General features: G+C 67.9%; 19 protein-coding genes. 18 read left to right on the top strand and 1 reads right to left on the bottom strand.

The window, feature by feature from the left end:
- Positions 1–2 precede the first annotated feature (2 nt).
- Positions 3–872 (bottom strand): biotin-dependent carboxyltransferase family protein, encoded by an 870-nt coding sequence (locus QYS60_RS20440; protein WP_371384114.1) that lies wholly within the window; start codon positions 870–872, stop codon positions 3–5.
- A 173-nt stretch (positions 873–1,045) separates the two neighbouring features.
- Here QYS60_RS20440 and QYS60_RS20435 point away from each other — a divergent pair, with 173 nt between their 5' ends.
- The 18 genes from QYS60_RS20435 to QYS60_RS20350 all read left to right on the top strand — a co-directional run bounded on the left by QYS60_RS20435 (position 1,046) and on the right by QYS60_RS20350 (position 21,991).
- A complete protein-coding gene (locus tag QYS60_RS20435) occupies positions 1,046–1,726 on the top strand; it encodes an SGNH/GDSL hydrolase family protein (RefSeq protein WP_003935967.1) in 681 nt (226 codons plus the stop codon).
- A 59-nt stretch (positions 1,727–1,785) separates the two neighbouring features.
- Complete coding sequence (locus tag QYS60_RS20430) at positions 1,786–2,436, top strand: TetR/AcrR family transcriptional regulator (RefSeq protein WP_371384113.1); 651 nt, start codon at positions 1,786–1,788, stop codon at positions 2,434–2,436.
- 410 nt (positions 2,437–2,846) lie between these two features.
- Positions 2,847–5,093, top strand: coding sequence for an MMPL family transporter (locus tag QYS60_RS20425; protein ID WP_371384112.1), 2,247 nt, complete (start codon positions 2,847–2,849; stop codon positions 5,091–5,093).
- Between the two features lie 68 nt (positions 5,094–5,161).
- Complete coding sequence (locus QYS60_RS20420; protein WP_238586228.1) at positions 5,162–5,584, top strand: hypothetical protein; 423 nt, start codon at positions 5,162–5,164, stop codon at positions 5,582–5,584.
- Entirely contained in the window at positions 5,565–6,695 is a 1,131-nt protein-coding gene (locus tag QYS60_RS20415) for an acyl-CoA dehydrogenase family protein (protein WP_003935963.1), read from the top strand. Before QYS60_RS20420 ends, QYS60_RS20415 begins: the two co-directional genes overlap by 20 nt.
- Positions 6,696–6,705: 10 nt before the next feature.
- Entirely contained in the window at positions 6,706–7,746 is a 1,041-nt protein-coding gene (locus tag QYS60_RS20410) for an SDR family oxidoreductase (RefSeq protein WP_289377121.1), read from the top strand.
- On the top strand, positions 7,743–8,984 hold the full coding sequence (locus QYS60_RS20405; protein ID WP_289377122.1) for an aspartate aminotransferase family protein: 1,242 nt from the start codon (positions 7,743–7,745) through the stop codon (positions 8,982–8,984). Before QYS60_RS20410 ends, QYS60_RS20405 begins: the two co-directional genes overlap by 4 nt.
- Before the next feature lie 23 nt (positions 8,985–9,007).
- Positions 9,008–9,466 carry an SRPBCC family protein gene (locus QYS60_RS20400; RefSeq protein WP_289377123.1) on the top strand — a complete coding sequence of 153 codons (459 nt, stop codon included), beginning with the start codon at positions 9,008–9,010 and terminating at the stop codon, positions 9,464–9,466.
- Complete coding sequence (locus QYS60_RS20395; protein ID WP_371384111.1) at positions 9,463–10,488, top strand: bifunctional lysylphosphatidylglycerol flippase/synthetase MprF; 1,026 nt, start codon at positions 9,463–9,465, stop codon at positions 10,486–10,488. Before QYS60_RS20400 ends, QYS60_RS20395 begins: the two co-directional genes overlap by 4 nt.
- 11 nt (positions 10,489–10,499) lie before the next feature.
- The gene (locus QYS60_RS20390; protein WP_289377125.1) at positions 10,500–11,900 is read left to right on the top strand and encodes an FAD-binding oxidoreductase; all 1,401 of its coding nucleotides are present in this window, start codon (positions 10,500–10,502) and stop codon (positions 11,898–11,900) included.
- The gene (locus tag QYS60_RS20385; RefSeq protein WP_289377126.1) at positions 11,897–13,312 is read left to right on the top strand and encodes an NAD(P)/FAD-dependent oxidoreductase; all 1,416 of its coding nucleotides are present in this window, start codon (positions 11,897–11,899) and stop codon (positions 13,310–13,312) included. The genes QYS60_RS20390 and QYS60_RS20385 overlap by 4 nt, the downstream gene beginning before the upstream one ends.
- Before the next feature lies 1 nt (position 13,313).
- Positions 13,314–14,219, top strand: coding sequence for an alpha/beta fold hydrolase (locus QYS60_RS20380; protein WP_289377127.1), 906 nt, complete (start codon positions 13,314–13,316; stop codon positions 14,217–14,219).
- Positions 14,209–15,129: an alpha/beta fold hydrolase gene (locus QYS60_RS20375; protein ID WP_371384110.1), complete on the top strand. Its 921-nt coding sequence runs from the start codon at positions 14,209–14,211 to the stop codon at positions 15,127–15,129. Before QYS60_RS20380 ends, QYS60_RS20375 begins: the two co-directional genes overlap by 11 nt.
- A gap of 4 nt (positions 15,130–15,133) precedes the next feature.
- Positions 15,134–16,924 (top strand): NAD(P)/FAD-dependent oxidoreductase, encoded by a 1,791-nt coding sequence (locus QYS60_RS20370; protein ID WP_371384109.1) that lies wholly within the window; start codon positions 15,134–15,136, stop codon positions 16,922–16,924.
- A gap of 9 nt (positions 16,925–16,933) precedes the next feature.
- On the top strand, positions 16,934–18,277 hold the full coding sequence (locus tag QYS60_RS20365; RefSeq protein WP_289377128.1) for a cation:proton antiporter: 1,344 nt from the start codon (positions 16,934–16,936) through the stop codon (positions 18,275–18,277).
- On the top strand, positions 18,274–19,626 hold the full coding sequence (locus QYS60_RS20360; protein ID WP_289377129.1) for a cytochrome P450: 1,353 nt from the start codon (positions 18,274–18,276) through the stop codon (positions 19,624–19,626). Before QYS60_RS20365 ends, QYS60_RS20360 begins: the two co-directional genes overlap by 4 nt.
- Positions 19,623–20,468: an SDR family oxidoreductase gene (locus tag QYS60_RS20355; protein ID WP_289377130.1), complete on the top strand. Its 846-nt coding sequence runs from the start codon at positions 19,623–19,625 to the stop codon at positions 20,466–20,468. Before QYS60_RS20360 ends, QYS60_RS20355 begins: the two co-directional genes overlap by 4 nt.
- Positions 20,465–21,991, top strand: a complete 1,527-nt coding sequence (locus QYS60_RS20350) for an NAD(P)/FAD-dependent oxidoreductase (RefSeq protein ID WP_289377131.1) — start codon at positions 20,465–20,467, stop codon at positions 21,989–21,991. Before QYS60_RS20355 ends, QYS60_RS20350 begins: the two co-directional genes overlap by 4 nt.
- Positions 21,992–22,016: the final 25 nt, after the last annotated feature.

Below are 22,016 nucleotides of genomic sequence, written 5' to 3'. Positions count from 1 at the left end.
AGTCACCGGACGAGGGTGGCGACGAACCGCACCCGATGCCCCGGTCCGAGCTGTGCGGCGCCGGGAAGATCGGCGGGCAGGACGACGGCGATCACCGGGTGCTCGCCGACGACCGGATGGTCGGCAAGGAACAGGATGGGGTTGCCGTCCGGGGGGACCTGCACCGAGCCCGCGACGGTCGGTTCCGGGCGATCGGTCCCGCCACGCGCGAGATGCAGTCTGCCGGGACCCTGCAAGCGGATGCCGATGCGGTCCAGCTGCGGGGTGACGGTCCATGTCTCGTGCAGCAGCGCATGCACCGAACCGGCGCTGAACTCTCCGGAGTGCCGGCCCAGATGCACGCGGAGCATCGCGGGATCCTCGATCGGGGCCGGCGGCGGGATCTGTTCCGCACCGGGCAGCTCGCCCGCCAGGGTGCCGACCGGTAGCCGGTCGCCGTCCCTGATCCGGTCGGGCCCGGTCCCGGTCAGGGTGTCGGTGGATCGGCTGCCGTGGGTCTCGGGCACGTCGATTCCACCGCGTACCGCCAGATACGAGCGCAACCCGCTCGTCGGATTGCCCAGGGCCAGCGCGGCGCCGTCGTCCAGCCTGAGCGCCGAGTAGTCGGCCTCGGGACGACCGTCGACGGTGACCGGAACGCGGGCGCCCGTCACCGCGACGACGTTCGCGCCGATGCTGCGCACCGTCAGCCCGCCGCCGGTGATCTCGAGCGTCGCCGCAGACGGGTCGTTGCCCACCAGGCGGTTCGCGGCGTCGTGCGCCGTTCGGTCGACAGCGCCCGACACGCCCAGCCCCTGGTCCTCGCGTCCCGGCCGGCCGCGGTCCTGGACGGTGGTGAACATTCCGCTGTGGACGACCTCGAGCCCCTGCATGGGGAAATTGTCCTCGCCCCACGCCTGCACCGGGCGAGTCCGGGCGATCTCGCTTCCCCCGAACGCATCCGCCCTCGGAGAGCGGTCGGCGTCGAGCCACACGCAGCCGCTTCGAGCACGACCGGAGCGCCACGTCTTGCTGATGTAATACGGTCGATCGTATGCTCAGTTGCATGACGACAGCATCGAAGCCACTCACCGAGGACACCGACCCGCACGTCCTGCCTCCGGCCCAGGCCGCCGCGCTGCTCGAGGGTGCACCGTGGAAGCGGTATGCCGTGTTCGGCGACAGCCTGTCGGTAGGGGCGGGGGATCCCACGCCCGGTTACGACAACCTCGGCTGGCCTGCTCGGGTCGAACGGGTACTTCGGATGGTCGAACCCGACCTCCGCTACCTCAACACTGCGCGCATCGGCGCTACGACGGCGCAGGCGCTGGAGGAGCAGGCCGAGCGGATCGTCGCCTTCGAACCCGATCTATTGCATGTCAACAGCGGTGCGAACGATCTCCTCCGTCGCAATCCCGACTGGGAGCAGATCGAAGACGGTCTGCGCACGATGTACACCTGGGCGGCGGGGACGGGCGCCCAGCTCAGTGTCCTGACGTTGGGCCGCGCGTTCGTCATCCCGGCCTTCCCGGACTGGACCGAGCGTGTCGCCCGCCTCAACGACATCACCCGGAAACTCGCCCGCGAGTTCGACGCCGTCCTCGCCGATTCGTGGGACCACCCCCTCAACGACCGGGAGAACCTGCTGAGTGAGGACAAGATTCACTTCGCCACCACCGGGCAGGCCGTCCTCGCGACGTTGGTCCTCGAGCAGCTTGCGGCTCGGGTGGGCACACCCCGGTCCTAGGGGCAGGGCCGGATCCGGCACGAAATCGCTGGAGAATCGGGTGACGTAACATTCCCAGCATGTCGAGCGCGACCCCCCCGTCGTCGGGAACGGGAAGTCCGCTTGTCGGTGACATCACCGACAAGCGGCTTCTCCGGGGCGCCCGAACTCGTCGCGCGGTCCTGGATCAAGCTGTCGACATCGCGTCGCTGGACGGACTCGAGGGGCTGAGCTTCGGACGCCTCGCCACCGACACCGGTCTCAGCAAGGCCGGTATCCAGAGCCTGTTCCGTACCAAGGAGGCGCTGCAGCTCGCCACCGTCGACCATGCCCGGTCGATGTTCGTCGATTTCGTCGTTCGTCCTGCCCTGTCGGCGCCCCGAGGTGTGGAGCGGATCCGGGAGCTGATCGGACGCTGGATCGTCTACGCGGAACGGCCACTGTTCGCCGGCGGCTGTTTCCAGGCAGCCAACCTGACGGAGTTCGACAGCCGACCCGGTCCGATTCGGGACAAGCTCGCGTGCAACCAGCAGGAGTGGATCGACGCACTTTCCAGCGAGCTCACGTTCGCCGTCGAGAACGGCGAAATTACCGCTCTCGATGCGGATCTCGCGGCGTTCCAGATCGACGCAGTGCTGAGATCCGCGAACACCGCCATGCGCCTCGGAGACGGAGCGGCGGGGAACAAGGTCCGGCGTGTCGTGGAAGGACTGCTGCGTCCGCCGGGGTGAACCTCCCGACAGGGCGCGAACTCGCGCGTGTGAGCCGGTGCGATCCGATGGCGGGCCTCGTGATTCGGATATCTCCGACTTCGTTGTGGGGCAACCATATGCACAGGAACGCCCAACTCGTCGGGATCCGGGTGGCCGGTCCGGACGTCGTCGAGGTTGTTCGCTGACAGGTTGACGCCGGGGGTGCCCTCGGGCATGATCATCGGCAACGGCGCCGCCGTCGGTCCGACCGGCCGAGGGGGGGCGCCGGCGCATGGCTGTCGAGACAGCGGCCACACCGGGTAGGGGACCTCGGTGGCAGGTCATTGGGGGGATTCACCGTTACGGCAACACATCTGGATGTCGGTGCACAACGAGGTCGCCGACGTCCAGGTCGCCGTGCCGGTGATTGATCAGAATGGGCACAGCGCATGATCCTTGGCAGACTCGCCGAATTGGCATGGCGTCTACCTCGCACCGTGGTCGGGGTGGCGATGTTGTTCCTCGTCGTCGCAGGTGTCTGTGCAGCGCCGGCCGCAACCCGGCTGCCGTCCGGTGGATACGATGTTCCGTCATCGGAATCAGCTCGGGCAGAACAGATCCTGCACGATACGTTCCGAGCGGGTGGACTGCCGCTGGTGTTCACGGTCACCGACCCTGCAGGGGCCGGCAGTGTGCGAGCGCGCGACGAATCCTCCAGGATTGTTGCGGCACTGGAAGAGTCACCACACGCGGGCGAGATCAAGTCGTACTGGACCACCCCGTCCCCTCTCGACCAGGCCCTGCTGAGTGCGGACCGGAACACCGGGCTGGTCGTCGCACGAATCGCCGGCGACGATCGGGACGCACCGATCCGGGCGCACGAGATCGCCGCGTCCCTCGTCGGAACCCGCGACGGGGTGACCGTCACAGCCGGTGGTCAGGCCATCACGTACTACGAAGGCACACAACAGTCCCGAAGCGATCTGATCCGGCTCGAGATCATTGCGGTACCGCTGACCTTCATCGCGCTGGTGTGGGTGTTCGGCAGTCTCGTGGCGGCGCTGCTCCCGCTGCTCGTCGCGGCCGTCGCCGTCGTCGGCACCGGTGCCTGTCTCTGGGCGCTGTACGCCGTCACCGACGTCTCGGTGTTCGCGGTGAACCTGGCGACGGGCCTGTGTCTGGCTCTCGCGGTCGACTACACGCTGTTCATCGTCAACCGATTCCGTGAGGAACGGGATGCGGGGACCGACGCACACGCGGCGCTGGTGCGCACCATGCTCACGGCCGGTCGAACCGTGTTCTATTCGGCACTGACCATGGCGGTGACCCTGGCGACGTTGCTGATCTTCGAACCGTATCTGCTTCGCTCCCTGGCATATGCCGGTCTTGCGAGTGTCGGATTCGCGATGGCAGGTGCGCTGTGCGTCGCGCCGGCGCTGATCGTTCTCGCAGGAGATCGGATCGACGCGCTCGATGTGCGAAAGCCGCTGCGCCGCTGGATTCGTCGCGAAGCCGTGCCGATCCGTGCCGTCGAGGATTCGTTCTGGTACCGCACGTCGGCGGCGGTGATGCGACGACCGGTCGTCGTCCTGGCGACGCTCACGATCGTGCTGCTGACCCTCGCGTGGCCGTTCCAGGGTGTGCAGTTGGCGTATCCCGACGACCGGGCGCTGCCGGAGTCGACGACTTCGCGCCAGACGGGCGACATTCTGCGCGCCGATTTCGCCCAGGACTTCGCCGGCTCGACGTCGATCGTTCTGACCGGTGCAGTAACGACCGTGCAGCAGGTCGCGGAGTACGCGAGGGAACTGTCGACGATCGACGGTGTCCTGTCGGTCAGCAGTCCCGGCGGGGTGTATGCGAAGGGCATGCAGATCAGCCCACTCCGAGTCGATTCGGCAATCTCCGGTGACAGCGCGTACGTCACGGTCTCGACCGCGATGGACCCGTACTCGCAGGAGGGCAAAGAGCAGCTCGAACAGTTGCGCGATGTCCGGTCGCCGGCACCCACGCTCTTCGGCGGCCTCGCGCAGCGTGACCTCGACAACGTGCACGGCATCACAGACCGGGCGCCCATCGCAGTCGCGTTGATCGCACTCGCGACGTTCGTGCTCATGTTCCTGATGACCGGCAGCGTGGTGCTTCCAGTGAAAGCGCTGGTCACCAACGCCCTCTCGCTCACAGCCGGATTCGGTGCCATGGTGTGGATCTTCCAGGACGGCAACCTCGGGGGTCTGGGTACCACCGCGACCGGACATGTCACGGCGTTCGTTCCACCTCTGCTCGCTGCCATCGCTTATGCGCTCTCGATGGACTACGAGGTCTTCGTGTTGTCGCGCATCCGCGAGGAATGGCTGGCGACCGGGGACAACCAGCGGTCGGTGTGTGTCGGCCTGGCGCGGACAGGTCGCATCGTCACGGCCGCCGCGGTCGTCATGACGGTGGTCTTCCTCGCGATCACCGCCGGGGAGGTTTCGTTCATGCGCGGACTCGGCCTCGGATTGACCATCTGCGTACTGGTGGACGCGTTCGTGGTGCGCACGTTCCTCGTCCCGGCCGTCATGGCACTGACGGGCCGGTACAACTGGTGGGCTCCCGCGCCGCTGGCCCGATGGCACGCCGGACGCGGACTCCGCGAAGGTGATGCGGTCCCGATCCCAGAACTACGAAAAGAGCAGTCGCTGTGGACAACCTGAACAGATTCGAAACCGAGGCCACGCACGCGGTCGCGCGGGCCGAGTGGTTTCTCGCACTGGTGGTCGTCGTGGTGCTGGCCGTCGCCCATCTCGACGAGATCGACTGGGTGGCGTTCGTCGCGCTCTTTCTGATCATCGACATCATCGGCTACATTCCAGGCGCGATCGCGTACCGGCGCAGCGCGGATCACGCGGTTGCGAAGGGCTACTATGTCGCCTACAACGTGATGCACAGCTTCCTCACGGCAGCCGCAATTGCGGCGGTATGGTCGCTGATCTTCGGTCCGGAATGGGCGCTTCTCGCACTGCCGATCCATCTGTGCGGGGACCGAGCTCTGTTCGGAAACACCATGAAGCCGTTCGGAATCTCGTTCGAACCGGTGAAGCATCCGGAGTTCGATGCCTTCGACCGTGCCTACCACCGCGTCGGTGTCCGCTCCGACGATTCCACGAACCACAGGGGGTTTCGACGTGCGCTTCCTCGCGCGTGAACGTGCCGTACTCGAACAGTTCCTGCCGGGACTCGACGACGCGCTGGCCGGTGTCCCGCTCGCGGACCTCGAGGGCAGTTCGGCCCTCGGTATCCCGCTGCTGCGTGATGCCGGCGGAGCCGGACTCGTGATTCCGGTCGAATACAAGGGCAAGGGCGCGAATGCTCTCGATGCCGTCAGGATCCAGCGGGCACTGGGCTCACGGTCGCCGTCTCTCGCCGTGGCGAGCACCATGCACCACTTCTCCGTGTCCAGCCTCGTGCTGCTCGCCGAAGCCGGGGGGAAGGAGTGGCTCGTCCTCGAAGCGATCTCCGCGAAGAACATGCTGGTCGCGTCCGGATTCGCGGAGGGCCGCCCCGACGGCCACATCCTCGCCCCGACCATGGACGCCACGGTGACGGCCGACGGGGTCCGGGTCAGCGGCACGAAACGACCGTGCAGCCTGGCGCGGTCCATGGACCTGCTCACCGCCAGTCTCCGGCTGCCCTCCCCGGACGGTCGCGGGGACCGGCTGGCCGTTGCACTCATTCCCGCCGACGACCCGGGTGTGACGGTCGCGCCGTTCTGGTCCAGCTTCGCTCTCGCCGGCGCCGAGAGCGACCAGGTGACGATCGACGACGTCCTGGTGCCTGCGGATCTGGTGGTACTCACGGAGGTGACCGAGGACGGGCGGCTCGACGCCGTCCAGACCGCGGGTTTCGTGTGGTTCGAGCTGCTCATGGCCGCCTCGTACCTGGGTGCGGCCAGTGCACTGGTCGAGCGTGTGCTGTCGGTGGAACGATGCGCCGACGGCGAGCGGATGCAGCTCGTCTCGCGCACCGAGAGCGCGCACGCGGCGATCGAGAACATCGCCCGGCAGGTCCCGCACGCGCAGACGGACGCGGGGCTCCTGGCCGACACCCTTTTGGTGCGGTACGCGGTACAGGACACGATCGCGTCGGTGGTACCCAGAGCGGTCGAACTGCTCGGTGGCATGAATTTCATGACGTCGGACGACGTCGGATACCTCGCTGGGGCCGTCAACGGCCTCGGCTTCCACCCGCCGTCGCGCACGCGAATGGCGGGACCACTGACGCGCTATTTCGCGGGCAGCCCCCTCGAGATCGCATGAGGAGCGAACAATGACGTGGCGTAGAAAGACACTGTTGTTGACCGGCGGCTCGGGTGTCGTCGGACGGGCACTGATCGACGAGCTTTCGCACGACTTCGACGTGGTCTGCATGCGCAATCGCAACCCGGTCGACGACGTCCGGGTCAGCGAGTTCGCCGGGTCCTTCGCCGAACCGCGGCTCGGCCTGTCCGCCGGCGACTATGCCGTCCTGTCCCGCCGGGTGGATGTGATCGTGCACGCGGCGGCGGCAACCAGTTGGCGGGAGGACCCGCGACGGATTCGTGAGGTCAATCTCGGCGGCCCGACGGCATTGCTGGAGCTGGCGACGCAGGCATCGGCGCCGCTGTACTTCTTCAGTACCGCCTTCGTTGCGGATCCTCCTTCCGCACAAGGGCATTCGCCGGGAGCCGCGGCCTATGTGCAGTCCAAGATCGAAGCCGAAGCGCTCGTCCGATCGCACCCCGTGCCGAGTGTGATCGTGCGGCCGTCGATCGTCATCGGTGATTCGGCGGACGGGCGGATGGCGGCGTTCCAGGGCCTGCATGCGGTGCTGGGAGCGATCGTGCGGGGCGCCGCACCGATGATCCCGATGCCGGCGAGCGCTCTCATCGACTTCGTACCGCAGGACCTGGTTGCGTCCGTCATCGGCCGGCTCGTACGCCAGGAGGTCACCTCCGGCGAGTACTGGCTCACAGCCGGCGACCAAGCCTTGTGCGCACGGCAGATCATGGACCTGTGCATGGGCCTGGCGGGTGACCTGGGTCTGTCGACGCGGGAACCGCGTCTCATCCCTACCGAGGCCGTGGACCGCCTGATCCTTCCGCTGCTGGAGGATTCGCTTCCGGCCCCGCTCCAGGCGAAGTTCCGCGATCTGCTCGAGTTCGCCTGGCTCTTCCAGAGCACCGACCCGCTGCCGAACTCGCTGCCGGAACTGGGCTTCGCCGCGCAGGTCACCACGGAGGAGCTCAGGAAGACGGCCTACCTGTCGATGCGCTACTGGGCGCAGGTGAAGGGGCTCGCGGCCGGTGACGACGACGGGCGGGCAGCGTGACCGCCTCGGGCGTCCGGACCGGGATCGAGGATCTCTGCCGTGCTCACCAGGGCAGTGGCCGAGCCGCTCTCGGCCGTCTGCTCGGTGGCATGGAGGAGGTCGCGTCGGAGGGCGCCTGGGTCGTCGTCGCGGACGGCCGGCGCTTCCTGAACTTCGGCGGCCACGGGGTGTATCTGCTCGGGCACCGGCATCCGGAGGTGACGGCAGCGGTGCACCGGCAGATCGACACGCATCCGATGTCGACGCGTGTCTTCTTCGAACCCACGGGCGTGCACGCGGCGGCTGCCCTGTCCTCCGTCACGCCTGCGGGACTGGACCTCGTGCACTTCGTCAACTCGGGCGCCGAGGCCACCGAGGCGGCGTTGAAGCTGGCCCGGGCGCATGGCAAGACCGAGATCGTCACGACCGTCAACGGCTTCCACGGCAAGACCCTGGGGGCACTGAGCGTCACCGCCCGCCCGGTCTTCCAGAGGCCGTTCGAGCCGCTGCTGCCGGGGGTGACCGCCGTGCGGTACGGGGACGCCGCCGAACTCGATGCCGCGCTCGCCCGGGTCGCCGGCCGGGGCGTCCTCATCGTCGAGCCGGTACAGGGCGAGGGTGGTGTGATCGTCCCTCCTTCCGGCTATCTCGCGGCCGCGGCCGATCTGTGCCGACAGCACGACGCGCTGTTGATCGTCGACGAGATCCAGACCGGTCTGGGTCGCTTGGGCACGTGGTGGGGTATCGACGACGCTCGGATCGTTCCGGACATCATGCTCGTCGGCAAGGGACTGTCGGGCGGTGTCGTCCCGATCTCCGCGATGGTCGCCACAGCAGAGACATACCACCCGTTCGCCAAGGACCCGTACCTGCATTCCTCGACTTTCGCGGCCTCGCCGATCGCGTGTGCGGCAGCCTCGGCGGCGATCCGTGTCATGCGCGACGACGACATCGTCGGCAAGGCGGCGGATCTGGGCCGGCGCCTGGTCCACGCGGTCGGGAACGCCGTGGCGGCTCACTCCTCGGCGCACCGCATCGAGGTCCGCGGCCGGGGACTGCTGATCGGCATCGAGTTCGCCGATCCTCGATCGGTCGGGGACCTGTACCTGAACCTCGTCGATCGCGGCGTTCTGGTCAACCACTCCCTGAATTCGCCGACCGTGCTACGTCTCACCCCACCGGCCGTCCTTTCCGACGGTGAACTGGACTTCTTCCTGACCGCGTTCACCGACGCGCTGTCCGCTGCCTTTTTCGCCTGAGCCCTACAGCAAGGAGAACCCCCATGCGCAGTGTCACCATGTCGTTCGTCCTACCCGGAATCGACCCGGGCGCCGCCTTCGACCGGATCGGCGACTTCGAGAGCTACCCCCGGCTGACCGAAGCGGTGGTCGCGGTCGAGGTGGCCCCGGCGGACGTCGGCGAAGTCCGGTCCAGCTGGACCGTCAAGTTCCGCAAGGGGCTGCTGCGCTGGACCGAGCACGATGTGCTCGACCGGGAGGCCGGAACAATCGAGTTCACGCAACTCGAAGGGGACTTCGAGGTGTTCGACGGAACCTGGCGCATCGGCCGGACGGAAGACGGCGCGTCGGTGGTCTTCGACGCCCGGTTCGACCTGGGCATTCCGTCACTGGCCGACATTCTCGACCCGGTCGCCGAGGGAGCACTACGCGAGAACATCGCCCTCATCCTGTCCGGGTTGTTCGGCGAGATACGACAGCCGGCGCTGGCGGTCGACGCGTGACCACCACCCAGGACGCTGCGCAGTACCTCGCGCGGCGCGATGCGCTCGCCGTGCTGCGGGACTGCGCCCGCAGCTCGTCCGCGTTCCTCGCACTCAACGAGGGCAACCGGTACTTCACGGTGCCGGGTCGCACCGGGTTCGTCGCCTACCGGCCGATCGGCCGACGATACTGGATCCAGTTCACCGGTGCCGTCACCCCCGAGCATGATCGATCCGCCGTCGACGGTGCCTTCGCCGAAGCGGCGAAGCGCGCCGGGAAACGGGTCGTGGCCGTGCAACTGGAGCGGTCCGATGCCGAGCGCGCAGCCGCGAACGGATGGGTGGTCAATCAGTTCGGATCCTCGTACAGCATCGACCTCTCCGCATTCAGCCTGCGCGGCCGGAAGTTCGTCAAGACCCGCAACATGATCACCCGTTCGCGCCGTGAGGGGGTGACCGTGCGCGAGGCGACGCCGGAGCAGCTGACCGACCCCGCATTCACCACCCAACTGGACCGTCTCGATGCCGCGTGGTTGCGGAACAAGGGGCGTCATGTCAAGGGACTCAGGCTGATGGTCGGGGAGCGCGGCGGCGAGGTCCAGGATCAACGCCGGCTCTTCGTCGCCGAAGCCGCCGGCCGGATCGTCGCGTACATCTCCTACTCGCCTGTGTTCGGTGAGAAGGCCGGCTGGCTCTACGACTTGACGCGGCGATCCCCGGACGCGCCACCCGGCGTTGTCGAGCACACCTTCGCCGAGGCGGCACAGGTGCTGCGCGAGGACAATGCGCCCTGGCTGCACCTGGGGCTCACGCCGTTCGTCGGCATCGACCCGGACGCTGCTCTTCCGGGTGCGTCCCGCATGCTGACCACCGCAACAGGACTGATCGCGAAGCACGGTTCGGCCGTCTATCCGGCCGCGAGTCAGCTGGCCTTCAAACTCAAATGGCGTCCCACCCTGGTGACCCCGGAGTACATCGCATTTCCCGGTCGTGTTCGCCTGCGAGATCTCTGGAGTCTCGCCCGGGCGACGAATTCGCTCTGAAAGGAGGAACAATGGTCGATGCGACCCGGTGCCTGGACACGGCACCGATCTGGAAGCAACTGGCGGATTACGTCCCCGATGCACCACGACTTCGCGGGTCGGCCGGGGCCGACCTCGTGGTCGTCGGCGCCGGACTCGCCGGACTCACCGCGGCCTACTACGCGGTCAGGGAACGGCCCGAACTGAAGATCACCGTCCTGGAGGCCGGCCGGATCGGATCGGGGGCGACGGGCGCCAGCACCGGCATCGTCGGTCCCGGTCTGAAGATCCCGCTCGCGTCGCTGAGGAGGAGGTACGGCGATACCACGGCGCGCGCCGCCTTCGGCGCCTCGCAGCACGGGGTGAACCTGCTGCGCGAGCTCATCCGGACCGAGCAGATCGACTGTGATGCGCGAGAGGAACCGCACACGCTCGCGGCGCTCACGCCGCGTCAGCGCGAGCGGATGGCGGCCCATCTCATGCACCTCGAACAACTCGGCTTCGGCGTCGAGTGGCTCGGTCCGCAGGACCTCGTCGAGCGGGCGGGACCGGGATACGTGGCCGGATTCTCGTACGAGAACGTGCTGCTCGTGGATCCGTACCGCCTGCTGCTCGGCCTGGCCGGCGCACTACGCCGCCGCGGTGTCGAGATCCACGAGCACAGTCGTGTCGTCGACATGCAGCCGGCACGAGGGGGCGCAACCAAGCTCTACACTGCGTCGGCCGACATCACCGCGGACCGTGTCCTGTTGGCCGTGGACGGGTACGCGCAGAAGCTCAACCCCTTCCCGAACTCGGTGGTGACGATCCGAGCTCACGTACTGGCCACCGAGCCGCTGAACTCCGAACAGCGCGCTGCGCTCGGCTGGAACGGTCGTGGCGGAATCATCGACCAGCGAAACTATTTCAACTACTACCGAATGACCGCCGACCACCGGCTGGTATTCGGCGGGGGACCGGTCGTCGTACCGACCGGCGATCCCGTCCCCGACGCCCGCACCGCGGATGCGGTACAGCAGAGACTCCGTCGCGAGATCGGTGAGAGGTTCCCGATTCTGAAGGATGTTCCGGTGGTGGCGAGATGGACTGCGTTGGCCGGGAGTACCGAGGACCGGCTGCCGGTCGTCGCGCCGGTGCCCGGACGGCCCGGTGTCCTCTATGCGGGCGCCTGGTGTGGTCACGGTCTGTCCCTCGCCGTGGATTCCGCCTGGCGATTCGGGCGGACGGTGGGCGGCAGTGCGGCCGACAGCACACTGCCGTGGACCCGCCTGCGGGGCCTGGCGCTGCCGAAGCCCGCCCTCGAGGCCGGCACGAGGGCATACCTGAGGATGCTCGACCTCGCCGATCGGCACGACCTGCGGACCGGATCGCCGAAGTCCCGGGAGGACGTGTCCGGGCGCGTCGCTCCGGCCGAGGAAGGACTCTTCTCATGAGCGCGAAGATAGATTCGACCGTCCTGGCGCCGCCGACGGACGACATCCCGCCCGGTGCCGCGACGCAGGATCCCGGGCCGCCGAGCGGTGCGGGCGACCGTGAGAGCGAGAGTATCTCGAGCCGGACCGGTGAACCGTCCGTCGAGACCGCCGACATCGTGATAGTCGGCGCCCGGATCGCAGGATGTGCACTCGCCGTCCGCTTCGCGGAGGCGGGAAAGCGCGTGGCGCTGCTCGACCGTGGTGAGCGGGAAACGGATGTGCTCTCCACTCACTACCTGCAGGACCTGCGGCTGTGGGACGAGCTGGGCGTGCTGCGCGAGTTGCACGAGTTCGGGTCGCCGCCACTGCATTCCACTCGAACGGTCATGGACGGAGTGGATATGTCCGTGCATCACCCGCAGTGGCCGCGGATGTGTGTGCGACGTTCGGGTCTCGACGAGCTCCTGCGTCGCAGAGTCGAAGCCGTCGGGGTGCCGGTGCGCACCGGCGTGACGGTGCGACGGCTGCTGAAGGAGCACAACGGACGGGTTCGGGGGGTGCTGGCGACGAGAGCGGACGGCAGCGAGATCCGGATCCTGGCACCACTGGTCGTGGGTGCGGACGGCAGGAACTCGACGGTTGCGAAGCTCGCGGGTTCCGCCAAGTACGCGGTCACCACCAACGATCGCGATGCCGTCTGGCGGTACTACCGGAATCTGCCGGTGCCGCCCGAGTTCCAGCTGGTTCGCGACGGCCGCGACATCTATTTCATGGTCCCGTGCGACGACGGCCTGACCCTGGTCGTCGCCCAACCGCCTCGCGACGATCCCCGCGACTACCGGAACAGGGAGGTGTTCGAGGAGAACGCGCAGCGCATCATCCCTACGTTGCGCGGTCTCATGGCCGCCGCGGAACAGGTCGGTGACGTCCGCCAGGTACGTCGGATGGACGGCTACTTCCGGGAGGCGGCGGGTCCGGGCTGGGTGCTGATCGGCGACTCCGGGCACTTCAAGGACGTCATCACCGGCCAGGGGATCTCCGACGCCCTGCGGCAGGTACGGATGTTCACCCGCACGGTGCTGCCGGAATGGGGGAGCCCGCGCACCATCGACCGCGCTACCCGACGGTGGTGGAAGGAACGCGACGCCGAAGCGCGTCCGATGTACTACTTCTCCCGGTCGATCGGACTGGGTCTTCCGACCAACTCGGTGGACATCGAACTGTTCCGCTACATCAGTGCGTCCCGCCGGCGCCGGGACAACCTCACGCTCATGCTGAGGCACGAGTACAACCCACGCAGGCTGATGGGTCTGCCCGCGGCGGTGTCCATGGTCCGTGCCGCGAGTCGGCCGCACAATTCGGTGGTCTCCGTCGTCGACGATGCAAGGGCATCGCTGTACCGGCAGTTCGGCCGGAAGCAGGCGAGGTGACATGATGGTGCGCAATCGATTCCAGTCCGGCTGGCGGCATCCCGATCTCGGCGAACGCGGCGACGTGCGCATCGGGTCGGGTGCGGTGAGATACTTCGAACGCGGAGACGGCGAACCGATCGTCCTCGTCCACGGCGCGATGGTCAACGCGAACCTGTGGCGTCGGGTCGTGCCCCCGCTGTCGAAGCAGTTCCGGTGCGTGACGCTCGACCTGCCCTTCGGATCGCACGATACCGGCGTGCCCCACGTCGACCTGTCACTGCCCGGGCTGGCACGACTGGTCGTCGACTCGATCGAGACGCTGGGACTGAGTGGCGCAACCCTGCTGGCGAACGACACGGGCGGCGCGGTCGCGCAGCTCGTCGTCGCACAACGTCCCGATCTCGTCGGACGCCTGGTCCTCACCTCCAGTGATGCGTACGGCGACTGTCCGCCCGCGGCATTCGGCTTCTTCAAGCTCGCGGCATCGGTGCCCGGAGGCCTGCTCCCGATTCTCGCGCCGATGACGGTGCGGTCCTTGCGGCGGCTGCCGATCGCCCAGGGCTGGCTCACCCGCCGGGCACTTCCGTCACACATCTCGGATTCGTATGTGCTGCCGGCGATCCGGGATCGCGGAGTGCGCCGGGACCTGGCACGAGTGGTGACCGGTCTGCAGTCGCGGCACACACTGGAAGCAGCGCGGCACTTCGACAGGTTCGACGGTCCCGTCCTCGTCGCGTGGTCCCGGGAGGACCGATTCTGCCCGCCGGCCAATGCGCACCGGCTCACGAGGGACTTTCCGGATGCACGGCTGGAATGGATCCAGGACGCCTACACCCTCGCACCCGAGGACCGACCCGAGCGGGTGGCCGCACTCGTCTCGCACTTCATCACCACGACCGAAACGAGAGTCCCTCATGACCGATGATCGTCGCGCATGGTGGCGCCATCGCAGTCTCGGCACCCGGCGCGAGCTCACACTGTCCACCGGCCGGCTCGCCTACTTCGAGGCCGGTGCCGGTGAACCGATCGTTCTCCTTCACGGTCCACTCACGAATGCGAACGTCTGGCGCAAGGTGGTTGCCGCTCTGTCCGGGCGCTTCCGCTGCATCGCGCTGGACCTTCCCTTCGGCGCCCATTCCGTCCCGATGCCCGAGGCGGATCTGTCCTTCGCCGGATTGGCGGCGATCGTGACGGAGGCGCTCGAAGAACTCGATCTGCGCGAGGTGACGCTGGTCGGCAACGACGGCGGCACCCCCGTCGCTCAACTGGTTGCCACGACGCGGCCGGACCTCGTCCGACGGTTGGCCCTGACGGCCGGCGGCGCGTACGACAACTGCCCACCGCGGCGGTACCGGGCGATCATGAAGGCCATCGCCTACGCGCCGGCGGCGCGTGAACTGATTCTCGGCCCGTTGCGCATCCGGGCCCTGCGACGGTTGCCGATGTCCTACGGCTGGCTCACGCGTCGACCGGTCGAACCGGCCACCTCCGACTCGTGGGTCCTCCCGGCTCTCGAGAGCGACGCCGTCTACGCAGACCTCCGCCGTATGCTCCGCAGCCTGGAACCGAGCGCTGTCCTCGCGGCCGCAGAGTCGTTCGGTGACTTCCCGGGGCCGGTGCTCGTCGTGTGGTCCCGGGAGGATCGCGTGTTCCCACCCGCACACGCCGAGCGTCTGGCCGGAGATTTCGCGGATGCCGGACTCGAGTGGATCGCCGACTCGTGTTCGCTGCTTCCCGAGGACAAACCGTTCGAAGTGGCACAGCTGCTCGCAGACTTCGTGCAGCGCACCAGCTCGGTGCCGGCTGCCGCAATCTCGACGAACCAGGAGAGCTGAGACGATGCTGGAAATCAGTAGACCCGATGTGGCCGACGACACCCGCACCTTCGACGTCGCCATCATCGGTGGCGGCATCGGCGGAACCGCGCTCGCGGCGATCCTCGCCCGCAACGGCGTCCGGGTCGTGATGATCGAAGCCGGCGGACATCCACGCTTCGCGATCGGGGAGTCGACGGTGCCGGAGACGATCGTCGGGCTGCGGGTGCTGGCGCGTCGCTACGACGTCCCGGAGCTGGGATACCTGGCCGGGCACAACACACTTCGGCGGAAGGTCAGTGCCGCATCCGGGGTGAAACGCAATTTCGGATTCGCGTACCACCGCGAAGGAGAGCCGTTCGCGGCCGAGGAATGCACACAGCATCCGACGTGGAGCCCGCCCATCGGCCCGGATTCGCACTTCTTCCGGCAGGACGTCGACGCCTACATGTTCCAGGTCGCGCTGTCGTACGGTGCGACGGGTCTGACCTACACGCCGGTCACCGCGGTCGACTTCGACTCCGACGGGGCAACCATCCGGACCGCGTCGAGCGGTGACTTCCGGGCCGGCTTCGTGGTGGACGCGGGAGGCATGCGCAGTCTGCTCGGCGAGCAGCTCGATCTGCGCATCGACCCGCCGTACCGGACCCGGTCCCGCACGATCTTCAATCACTTCGTGGGTGTCGAACCGTTCGACCGCGTGGCCCCGCCGCGCAAGCAGCACCTGATGCCGAGCCCGTTCTCCCAGGGAACGCTGCACCACCTGTTCGAGGGCGGCTGGGCGTGGGTGATTCCCTTCGACAACCACGTGGGCACCACCAGTCAACTGTGCAGTGTCGGGATCAATCTCGACATCGACGTGTACCCGAAGCGAGACGACGAGACGCCGGAGGAGGAGTTCTGGGCGCACGTCAACCGCTTTCCCACGATCCAGCGGCAGATGCGGGCGGCCCGGGCGGTGCGGCCGTACACGTCCTCGAACCGGAGCCAGTTCGCCTCGAAGCAGATCGTCGGCGATCGCTGGGTCCTGCTCCCGCACGCGTCCGACTTCATCGATCCGCTGTTCTCCAGCGGTCTCGCGGTCACCATGATGATCCTGAACGCACTCGGTCACCGGCTGATCTCCGCGGTCCGGGAGGGCGACTTCTCGGTGGAGCGGTTCGAGTACGTCCAGACCTGGACGAAGCGGTCGTTCCGGTACTACGACGATCTCGTCAGCTTCTCGTACACCTCCTGGGACCATTTCGACCTGTGGAATGCGTGGCACCGGGTGTGGTGCCTGGCCACCATGTACGGCGCCAACGCGCAGATGCAGACCGTCATGGAGTACGAGAAGACCAGGGACAAGGCGGTGTTCGATCGGTTGGAGCAACCGCCCTACCGCGGGTTGCAGGCCGTCGACAATCCGCGGTTCGCTGCGATGTTCGATGCGGCGTGCGCGGCGATGCAGGCATACCGCGACAAGGAGATCGACGCGACCGAGGCCGGCCACCGCATCCACGTCGCGCTGAAGGAGAGCGAGCTGGTTCCGTCCGCGCGGTGGACCGGTTGGCGAGCGCTGGACCCGGACAATCGTCTGCCCACGGGTGAGTTCACGCTGTGGGATATGACCCGGCTTCTGCTGTGGGGCAAGTACGCCAGTCCGCCCCACATCCGCGGAACCTACTTCACCAACGGATTCGCCGGAGTGGCTAAGGAAGCGGGCAAGTTGTATCTGTCGGAGCTGCGCCACGGCAGCGGGCTGAGCATGCAGGTGGCCCGCGACATGGTGTCGTATCGGAACCGGGACTGGCGTCGGGTCGGCGGACTCGACTAGGCGAATCCGATGACATCGGCACTCGACCTCAACGCGCCGCTGCCGGCGCACTGGTTGCTGGTCTTCCTGGTGCAGGTCACCGTGCTGTTGCTGTGTGCGCGGGTCCTCGGCGGTCTGGCGGTCAGACTCGGCCTGCCCACCCTTGCCGGAGAGTTGCTGGCCGGAGTGCTGCTCGGGCCGTCCGTCCTGGCGCACGTGGCTCCCGGCGTGTGGGGGTGGCTGTTCCCTGCGGAGGGCGGGCAGGTCCACCTTCTCGACGCCGTCGGCCAGTTCGGCGTACTGCTGCTCGTCGGTCTGGCGGGAATGCACGTGGACGTCGGGCGTCTGCGACGGCTGGCCGGCCCGGCAGCCAAGATCAGCCTTGCCGGCCTGCTGATTCCCCTCGCACTCGGTGTCGGCATCGGTGCGATCGCGCCGCCCCCCATGCGTCCGGAGGGCACGAGCCCGGCCGTCTTCGCGATGTTCGTCGGGGTGGCGATCTGCGTGACCGCAGTCCCGGTCATCGCCAAGGTGCTCATGGAACTCGGGCTGACCGACGGCAAGATCGGGCAACTCGTCCTGTCCGCAGCGGTGATCGACGACGTCATCGCCTGGTTCCTGCTCTCGCTGGTGTCCGCGTTGGTGACGGCCGGGGAACTGGGGGCATCGGACGTGCTGGAGCCGGTCGGATGTCTTGTCGGTGTCGTGCTCTTCGCCGCGACGGTCGGCAGGATGCTCGTGCGCCGCGCGGTGCGCCACGCCGAGGCGTCACGCGATTCGACTGCGATGGTGAGCACGGCGGTGATCCTCGTCCTCGGCGGTGCGGCGGCCACGCACGCCATGGGACTGGAGCCGATCCTGGGTGCATTCGTCGCCGGTGTCCTCGTCGGCTCCGGCGGCGTGCGGGCGCCGGTCCTCGCACCCTTGCATGCGGTTGTCATGTCGGTCCTCGCCCCGCTGTTCTTCGCCACCGCAGGGCTCCGGATGGACCTGTCCGGTCTGCTCCGGCCCGGTGTCCTGCTGGCGACGGCCGGGCTCCTCGTCGTGGCCGTCGCCGGGAAGTTCGCCGGTGCGTTCGTCGGCGGCAGACTCAGCGGTCTCGACCGCGCGGAATGTGTCGCTCTGGGGGCCGGGATGAACGCACGCGGTGTGGTGGAGGTGATCATCGCCACCGTCGGCCTGAGCCTGGGGGTGCTCGGCACCGAGGCGTACACGGCCCTGGTCCTGGTCGCCGTCGTCACGTCCGTCATGGCCCCACCCATCCTGCGCCGCGCCGTCGGTCGCTCCGACCGCGCTGCCGAAGAGCAACCCGGCGCGCGACCCGCCGAGTCCCGGTCCGGGGCCGGCACCGTCTCACTCGAGGAACCACGATGACCCTGTCCCGATCCGAAACCGCGCATCCTCCGACATCGCTGCCGCCCGGCCCGAGGTTGCCCGCCGTGGTCCAGACCCTGCTGTTCACGCTGGCGCGGCATCGTATCTATCCCGTGCTCACGCGGCGCTACGGTGACACCTTCCTGATCAAGCCCACCGCGCCGTACCGGCCCATGGTGGTGCTCGGACGGCAGGAGGACATCCGGACGGTCTTCGCCGGCAGCCCCGAGATCTACCATGCCGGCGAGGGCAACGCCATCATGCGTCCGGTCATGGGCGAGCACGCCGTGCTGGTCACCGACGAGGACCGGCACAGGCGGGTCCGGCGGCTGCTCACGCCCGCGTTCAGCGCTCGGGCACTGCAGGGCTACCGCGACGACGTGACCACGCTGGTCCGGCACGAGGTCGCGCAATGGCCCGTGGGCCGCCCCTTCGCCACATTGGGGCGGCTGCAGGACCTCATGCTGGAGGTCATCCTCACCGTCGTGCTGGGTGTCACCGCGCCCGACCGCCTCGCCGAGTTGCGACCCTCGATCCGGCACATCACGGAGATCGACCCGATCACGTTGATGGGACTGCACAGCCCGAAGCTTGCGCGGATCCGGCCCTGGAGCACGCATTGGAAGCATCAGCGCAGATTCGACGAGATCGTCTACGCCGAGATCTCCGAACGCCGGGTCGCAGGCGACCTGCACGACCGGACCGACGTGCTCTCCCGGCTGGTGCAGGCCGCGGTGGAGGACGCAGACGGTGGGCTCGGCGATGCAGAACTGCGTGATCAGCTCATCTCCATTCTCCTGGCCGGGCACGACACCACGGCCACGGGGCTGGCGTGGGCCTTCCACGAACTGGTCCGCAACCCCGGCGTGCTGGCGGCCGCGCAGAAGGCGGCGGACACGTGGGACGACGAGTATCTCGGCGCGGTGGCCAGGGAGGCGCTGCGCATCAAGCCGGTGATCCAGGATGTGGCCCGGCAGCTCACCGCACCTGTCGACCTGGGCGGATACCGGCTGCCCGCGGGCATCACCGTGCTCCCCGCGATCGGCATCGTCCACGCCGACCCCGAGCATCACGAATCACCGGGCGAGTTCCGGCCGGAGCGGTTCCTGGGCGTCCAACCCGCGCCGAACACCTGGATTCCGTTCGGCGGCGGTGCACGCCGGTGTCCGGGTGCCGCGTTCGCGGCCATGGAGATGACGGTCGTCCTGCGGGAGGTGCTGCGCGCCTACGATCTCAGCCCGCCCGGCCGGCATCCGGAGAAGCAGAAGGCACGCAACATCACGACCGTTCCGTCGCGGGGAGCTCGCGTAGTGGCCCGGCGACGCACCACGAAGGCGGTGACGCTGTGAGCCCGACCGTGTTCACGGGAAAGACGTGTGTGGTCACCGGTGCCGGGTCCGGAATCGGCCGCGCACTCGCCGAGAACCTGGCCGGTCGGGGTGCGCGACTCGCGCTCTCCGACATCGACGGCAGCAATCTGGCCGAGACTGCGCGCCGATGTGAATCCCTCGGTGCCCACGTGTCGACGGCACTTCTCGACGTGTCCGATCGAGACGCCGTCTCGCGGTACGCCGAGGAGGTGGTTGCGGAGTTCGGCATCGTGCACCAGGTGTACAACAACGCGGGCATCGCCTATTTCGGCAGTGTCCTGGAGTCGGACTTCGCCGACATGGAACGCGTCCTGGCGGTGGACTACTGGGGCGTCGTACACGGGACGAAGGCGTTCCTGCCGCACCTCGTCGCGTCGGGCGACGGTCACGTCGTCAACATCTCGAGCCTGTTCGGCTTGCTCTCGCTGGGCGGGCAGAGCGCGTACAACTCGGCGAAGTTCGCCGTTCGAGGGTTCACCGAGGCGCTGCGCCAGGAGATGATCGCCGAACGGCTTCCGGTCCGGGTCACGTGCGTGCATCCGGGTGGGATCAGGACTGCGGTGGCACGCAACGCGACGACGGCTCGGGGGATCGACGCGGCGGCGGTCGCGGAGATCTTCGATCGGCGGCTGGCGTTCCATTCACCGGAGATGGCGGCCCGGGCCATCGTCACCGGGGTGCGACGCCGCAGGGCGCGCGTGGTGATCGGCTGGGAGGCGAAGGGGCTCGACATGTTTCAGCGGGTGACCGGAGCGGGGTATCAGCGGGTACTGGCCGTGACCAATCCGTTCACCGCCGCAGCGGATCGGAACCGGAAATGACCGAGCACTTCGATGTCGTCATCGTGGGGGCCGGACTGTCCGGTATCGGCGCCGCCTGTCGTCTCGGACGGGAACTTCCGGACAAGACGTTCGCCGTCTTCGAGGCACGCCCGTGTCTCGGTGGCACCTGGAGTCTGTTCACCTATCCGGGTGTCCGATCCGACTCCGACATGTTCACCCTGAGTTACCCGTTCAAGCCGTGGCGCGGCGCGGACGCGATCGCCGGCCGGCAGGCGATTCTGCACTATCTCGAGGAGGCCGCGGCGGAGGGCGGCCTCGACGGCAGGATCCGGTACAACAGCCGTGTCGTCGAGGCGTCGTGGGATTCGGCCCGCTCGCGGTGGAGTCTCACCGTCGAACAGCGGGTCGGCCCGGACGAGGTGGCCCGCAGCACCGTGACGTGTGCGTTCCTCTACGCCTGTGCCGGGTACTACGACTACGAACGCGCATACACCCCCGAATTCGAGGGCATCGAGTCGTTCACCGGAACGGTGGTCCATCCGCAGTTCTGGCCAGAGGAACTGGACTACACGGGCCGACGCGTCGTGATCATCGGGAGCGGAGCCACGGCCATCACCTTGGCGCCGTCGATGGCGGAGCACGCGGAGCACGTCACGATGCTGCAGCGCTCACCCACGTGGGTGTTCCCGATTCCGCGCCGGGACGTCGCTGCGGACTGGGCGCGGGCGGTGCTGCCGCCGCTCGCAGCCCATCGGTTGATGCGTGCGAAGAACATCGCCTTCACCGGCTCGCTGTACTGGTTCTGTCGCCGGTATCCGCGGGCCGCGCGGTCGCTGCTGACCGGTCTGGTCACCCGCTCCCTGCAGGATCGGGACGCCGTCGCCGAGCACTTCACTCCCACCTATGCGCCGTGGGATCAGAGGCTGTGTGCCGTCGTGGACGAGGATCTGTTCACCGCGATCCGGCACGGCACGGTCACGATGGTCACCGACCACGTCGACCGGTTCCTCCCGGCGGGGATCCGGCTGCGGTCGGGGCGCGTCCTCGAAGCCGATATCGTCGTCACCGCAACCGGATTGCAGATGCAGGTGTTCGGCGGCATCGACTTCGTCGTGGACGGCCGGCCGGTGACGATGTCCGACGAGTTCCTCTGGCAGGGCACGATGGTGACCGGGGTGCCGAATTTCGCGGCGGGGATCGGATATGCGAATGCGTCGTGGACGTTGCGCGCGGATCTCAACGCGCGCGTGATGTGCAGGGTGCTGCGCCATATCGACCGCAACGGACAGGTGCCGGTGGTGCCGCGCCGGGAGGAGACGTTGGCGGCGCGTCCCTTCCTGGATCTGTCGTCGGGCTACATCCGCCGGTCGGTCGATCGGTTTCCGCGTCACGGAGATCGGGATCCCTGGCAGACCAGGAACTATGTGCGCGACGCTCTCACCCTTCGGCGCACATCGCTGCGGGGGTCGCTCGCGCCGTTCAGGTCCACAGGAGCGTCTCGTCGACGCGAAGGCACTGCTGGACAGAATGTTTCGTCAGCCGACCGAACCAGACTTGTGTAGACCATAGTCAGCCGTTTAGAGTCGG

It is taken from the genome of Rhodococcus sp. GXMU-t2271 (genome assembly GCF_041414735.1).
Taxonomy (GTDB): domain Bacteria; phylum Actinomycetota; class Actinomycetes; order Mycobacteriales; family Mycobacteriaceae; genus Rhodococcus; species Rhodococcus indonesiensis.
The sequence above is the reverse complement of the archived record's forward strand: the minus strand, read 5'-3'. Positions and strand labels throughout refer to the sequence as shown.

Excerpts from the sequence above, each read along its gene's own strand:
- QYS60_RS20440 (WP_371384114.1), bottom strand. The coding sequence starts at position 872 with ATGCAGGGGCTCGAGGTCGTCCACAGCGGAATGTTCACCACCGTCCAG.
- QYS60_RS20435 (WP_003935967.1), top strand. The coding sequence starts at position 1,046 with ATGACGACAGCATCGAAGCCACTCACCGAGGACACCGACCCGCACGTC.
- QYS60_RS20430 (WP_371384113.1), top strand. The coding sequence starts at position 1,786 with ATGTCGAGCGCGACCCCCCCGTCGTCGGGAACGGGAAGTCCGCTTGTC.
- QYS60_RS20425 (WP_371384112.1), top strand. The coding sequence starts at position 2,847 with ATGATCCTTGGCAGACTCGCCGAATTGGCATGGCGTCTACCTCGCACC.
- QYS60_RS20410 (WP_289377121.1), top strand. The coding sequence starts at position 6,706 with ATGACGTGGCGTAGAAAGACACTGTTGTTGACCGGCGGCTCGGGTGTC.
- QYS60_RS20400 (WP_289377123.1), top strand. The coding sequence starts at position 9,008 with ATGCGCAGTGTCACCATGTCGTTCGTCCTACCCGGAATCGACCCGGGC.
- QYS60_RS20390 (WP_289377125.1), top strand. The coding sequence starts at position 10,500 with ATGGTCGATGCGACCCGGTGCCTGGACACGGCACCGATCTGGAAGCAA.
- QYS60_RS20385 (WP_289377126.1), top strand. The coding sequence starts at position 11,897 with ATGAGCGCGAAGATAGATTCGACCGTCCTGGCGCCGCCGACGGACGAC.
- QYS60_RS20380 (WP_289377127.1), top strand. The coding sequence starts at position 13,314 with ATGATGGTGCGCAATCGATTCCAGTCCGGCTGGCGGCATCCCGATCTC.
- QYS60_RS20375 (WP_371384110.1), top strand. The coding sequence starts at position 14,209 with ATGACCGATGATCGTCGCGCATGGTGGCGCCATCGCAGTCTCGGCACC.
- QYS60_RS20370 (WP_371384109.1), top strand. The coding sequence starts at position 15,134 with ATGCTGGAAATCAGTAGACCCGATGTGGCCGACGACACCCGCACCTTC.
- QYS60_RS20365 (WP_289377128.1), top strand. The coding sequence starts at position 16,934 with ATGACATCGGCACTCGACCTCAACGCGCCGCTGCCGGCGCACTGGTTG.
- QYS60_RS20360 (WP_289377129.1), top strand. The coding sequence starts at position 18,274 with ATGACCCTGTCCCGATCCGAAACCGCGCATCCTCCGACATCGCTGCCG.
- QYS60_RS20350 (WP_289377131.1), top strand. The coding sequence starts at position 20,465 with ATGACCGAGCACTTCGATGTCGTCATCGTGGGGGCCGGACTGTCCGGT.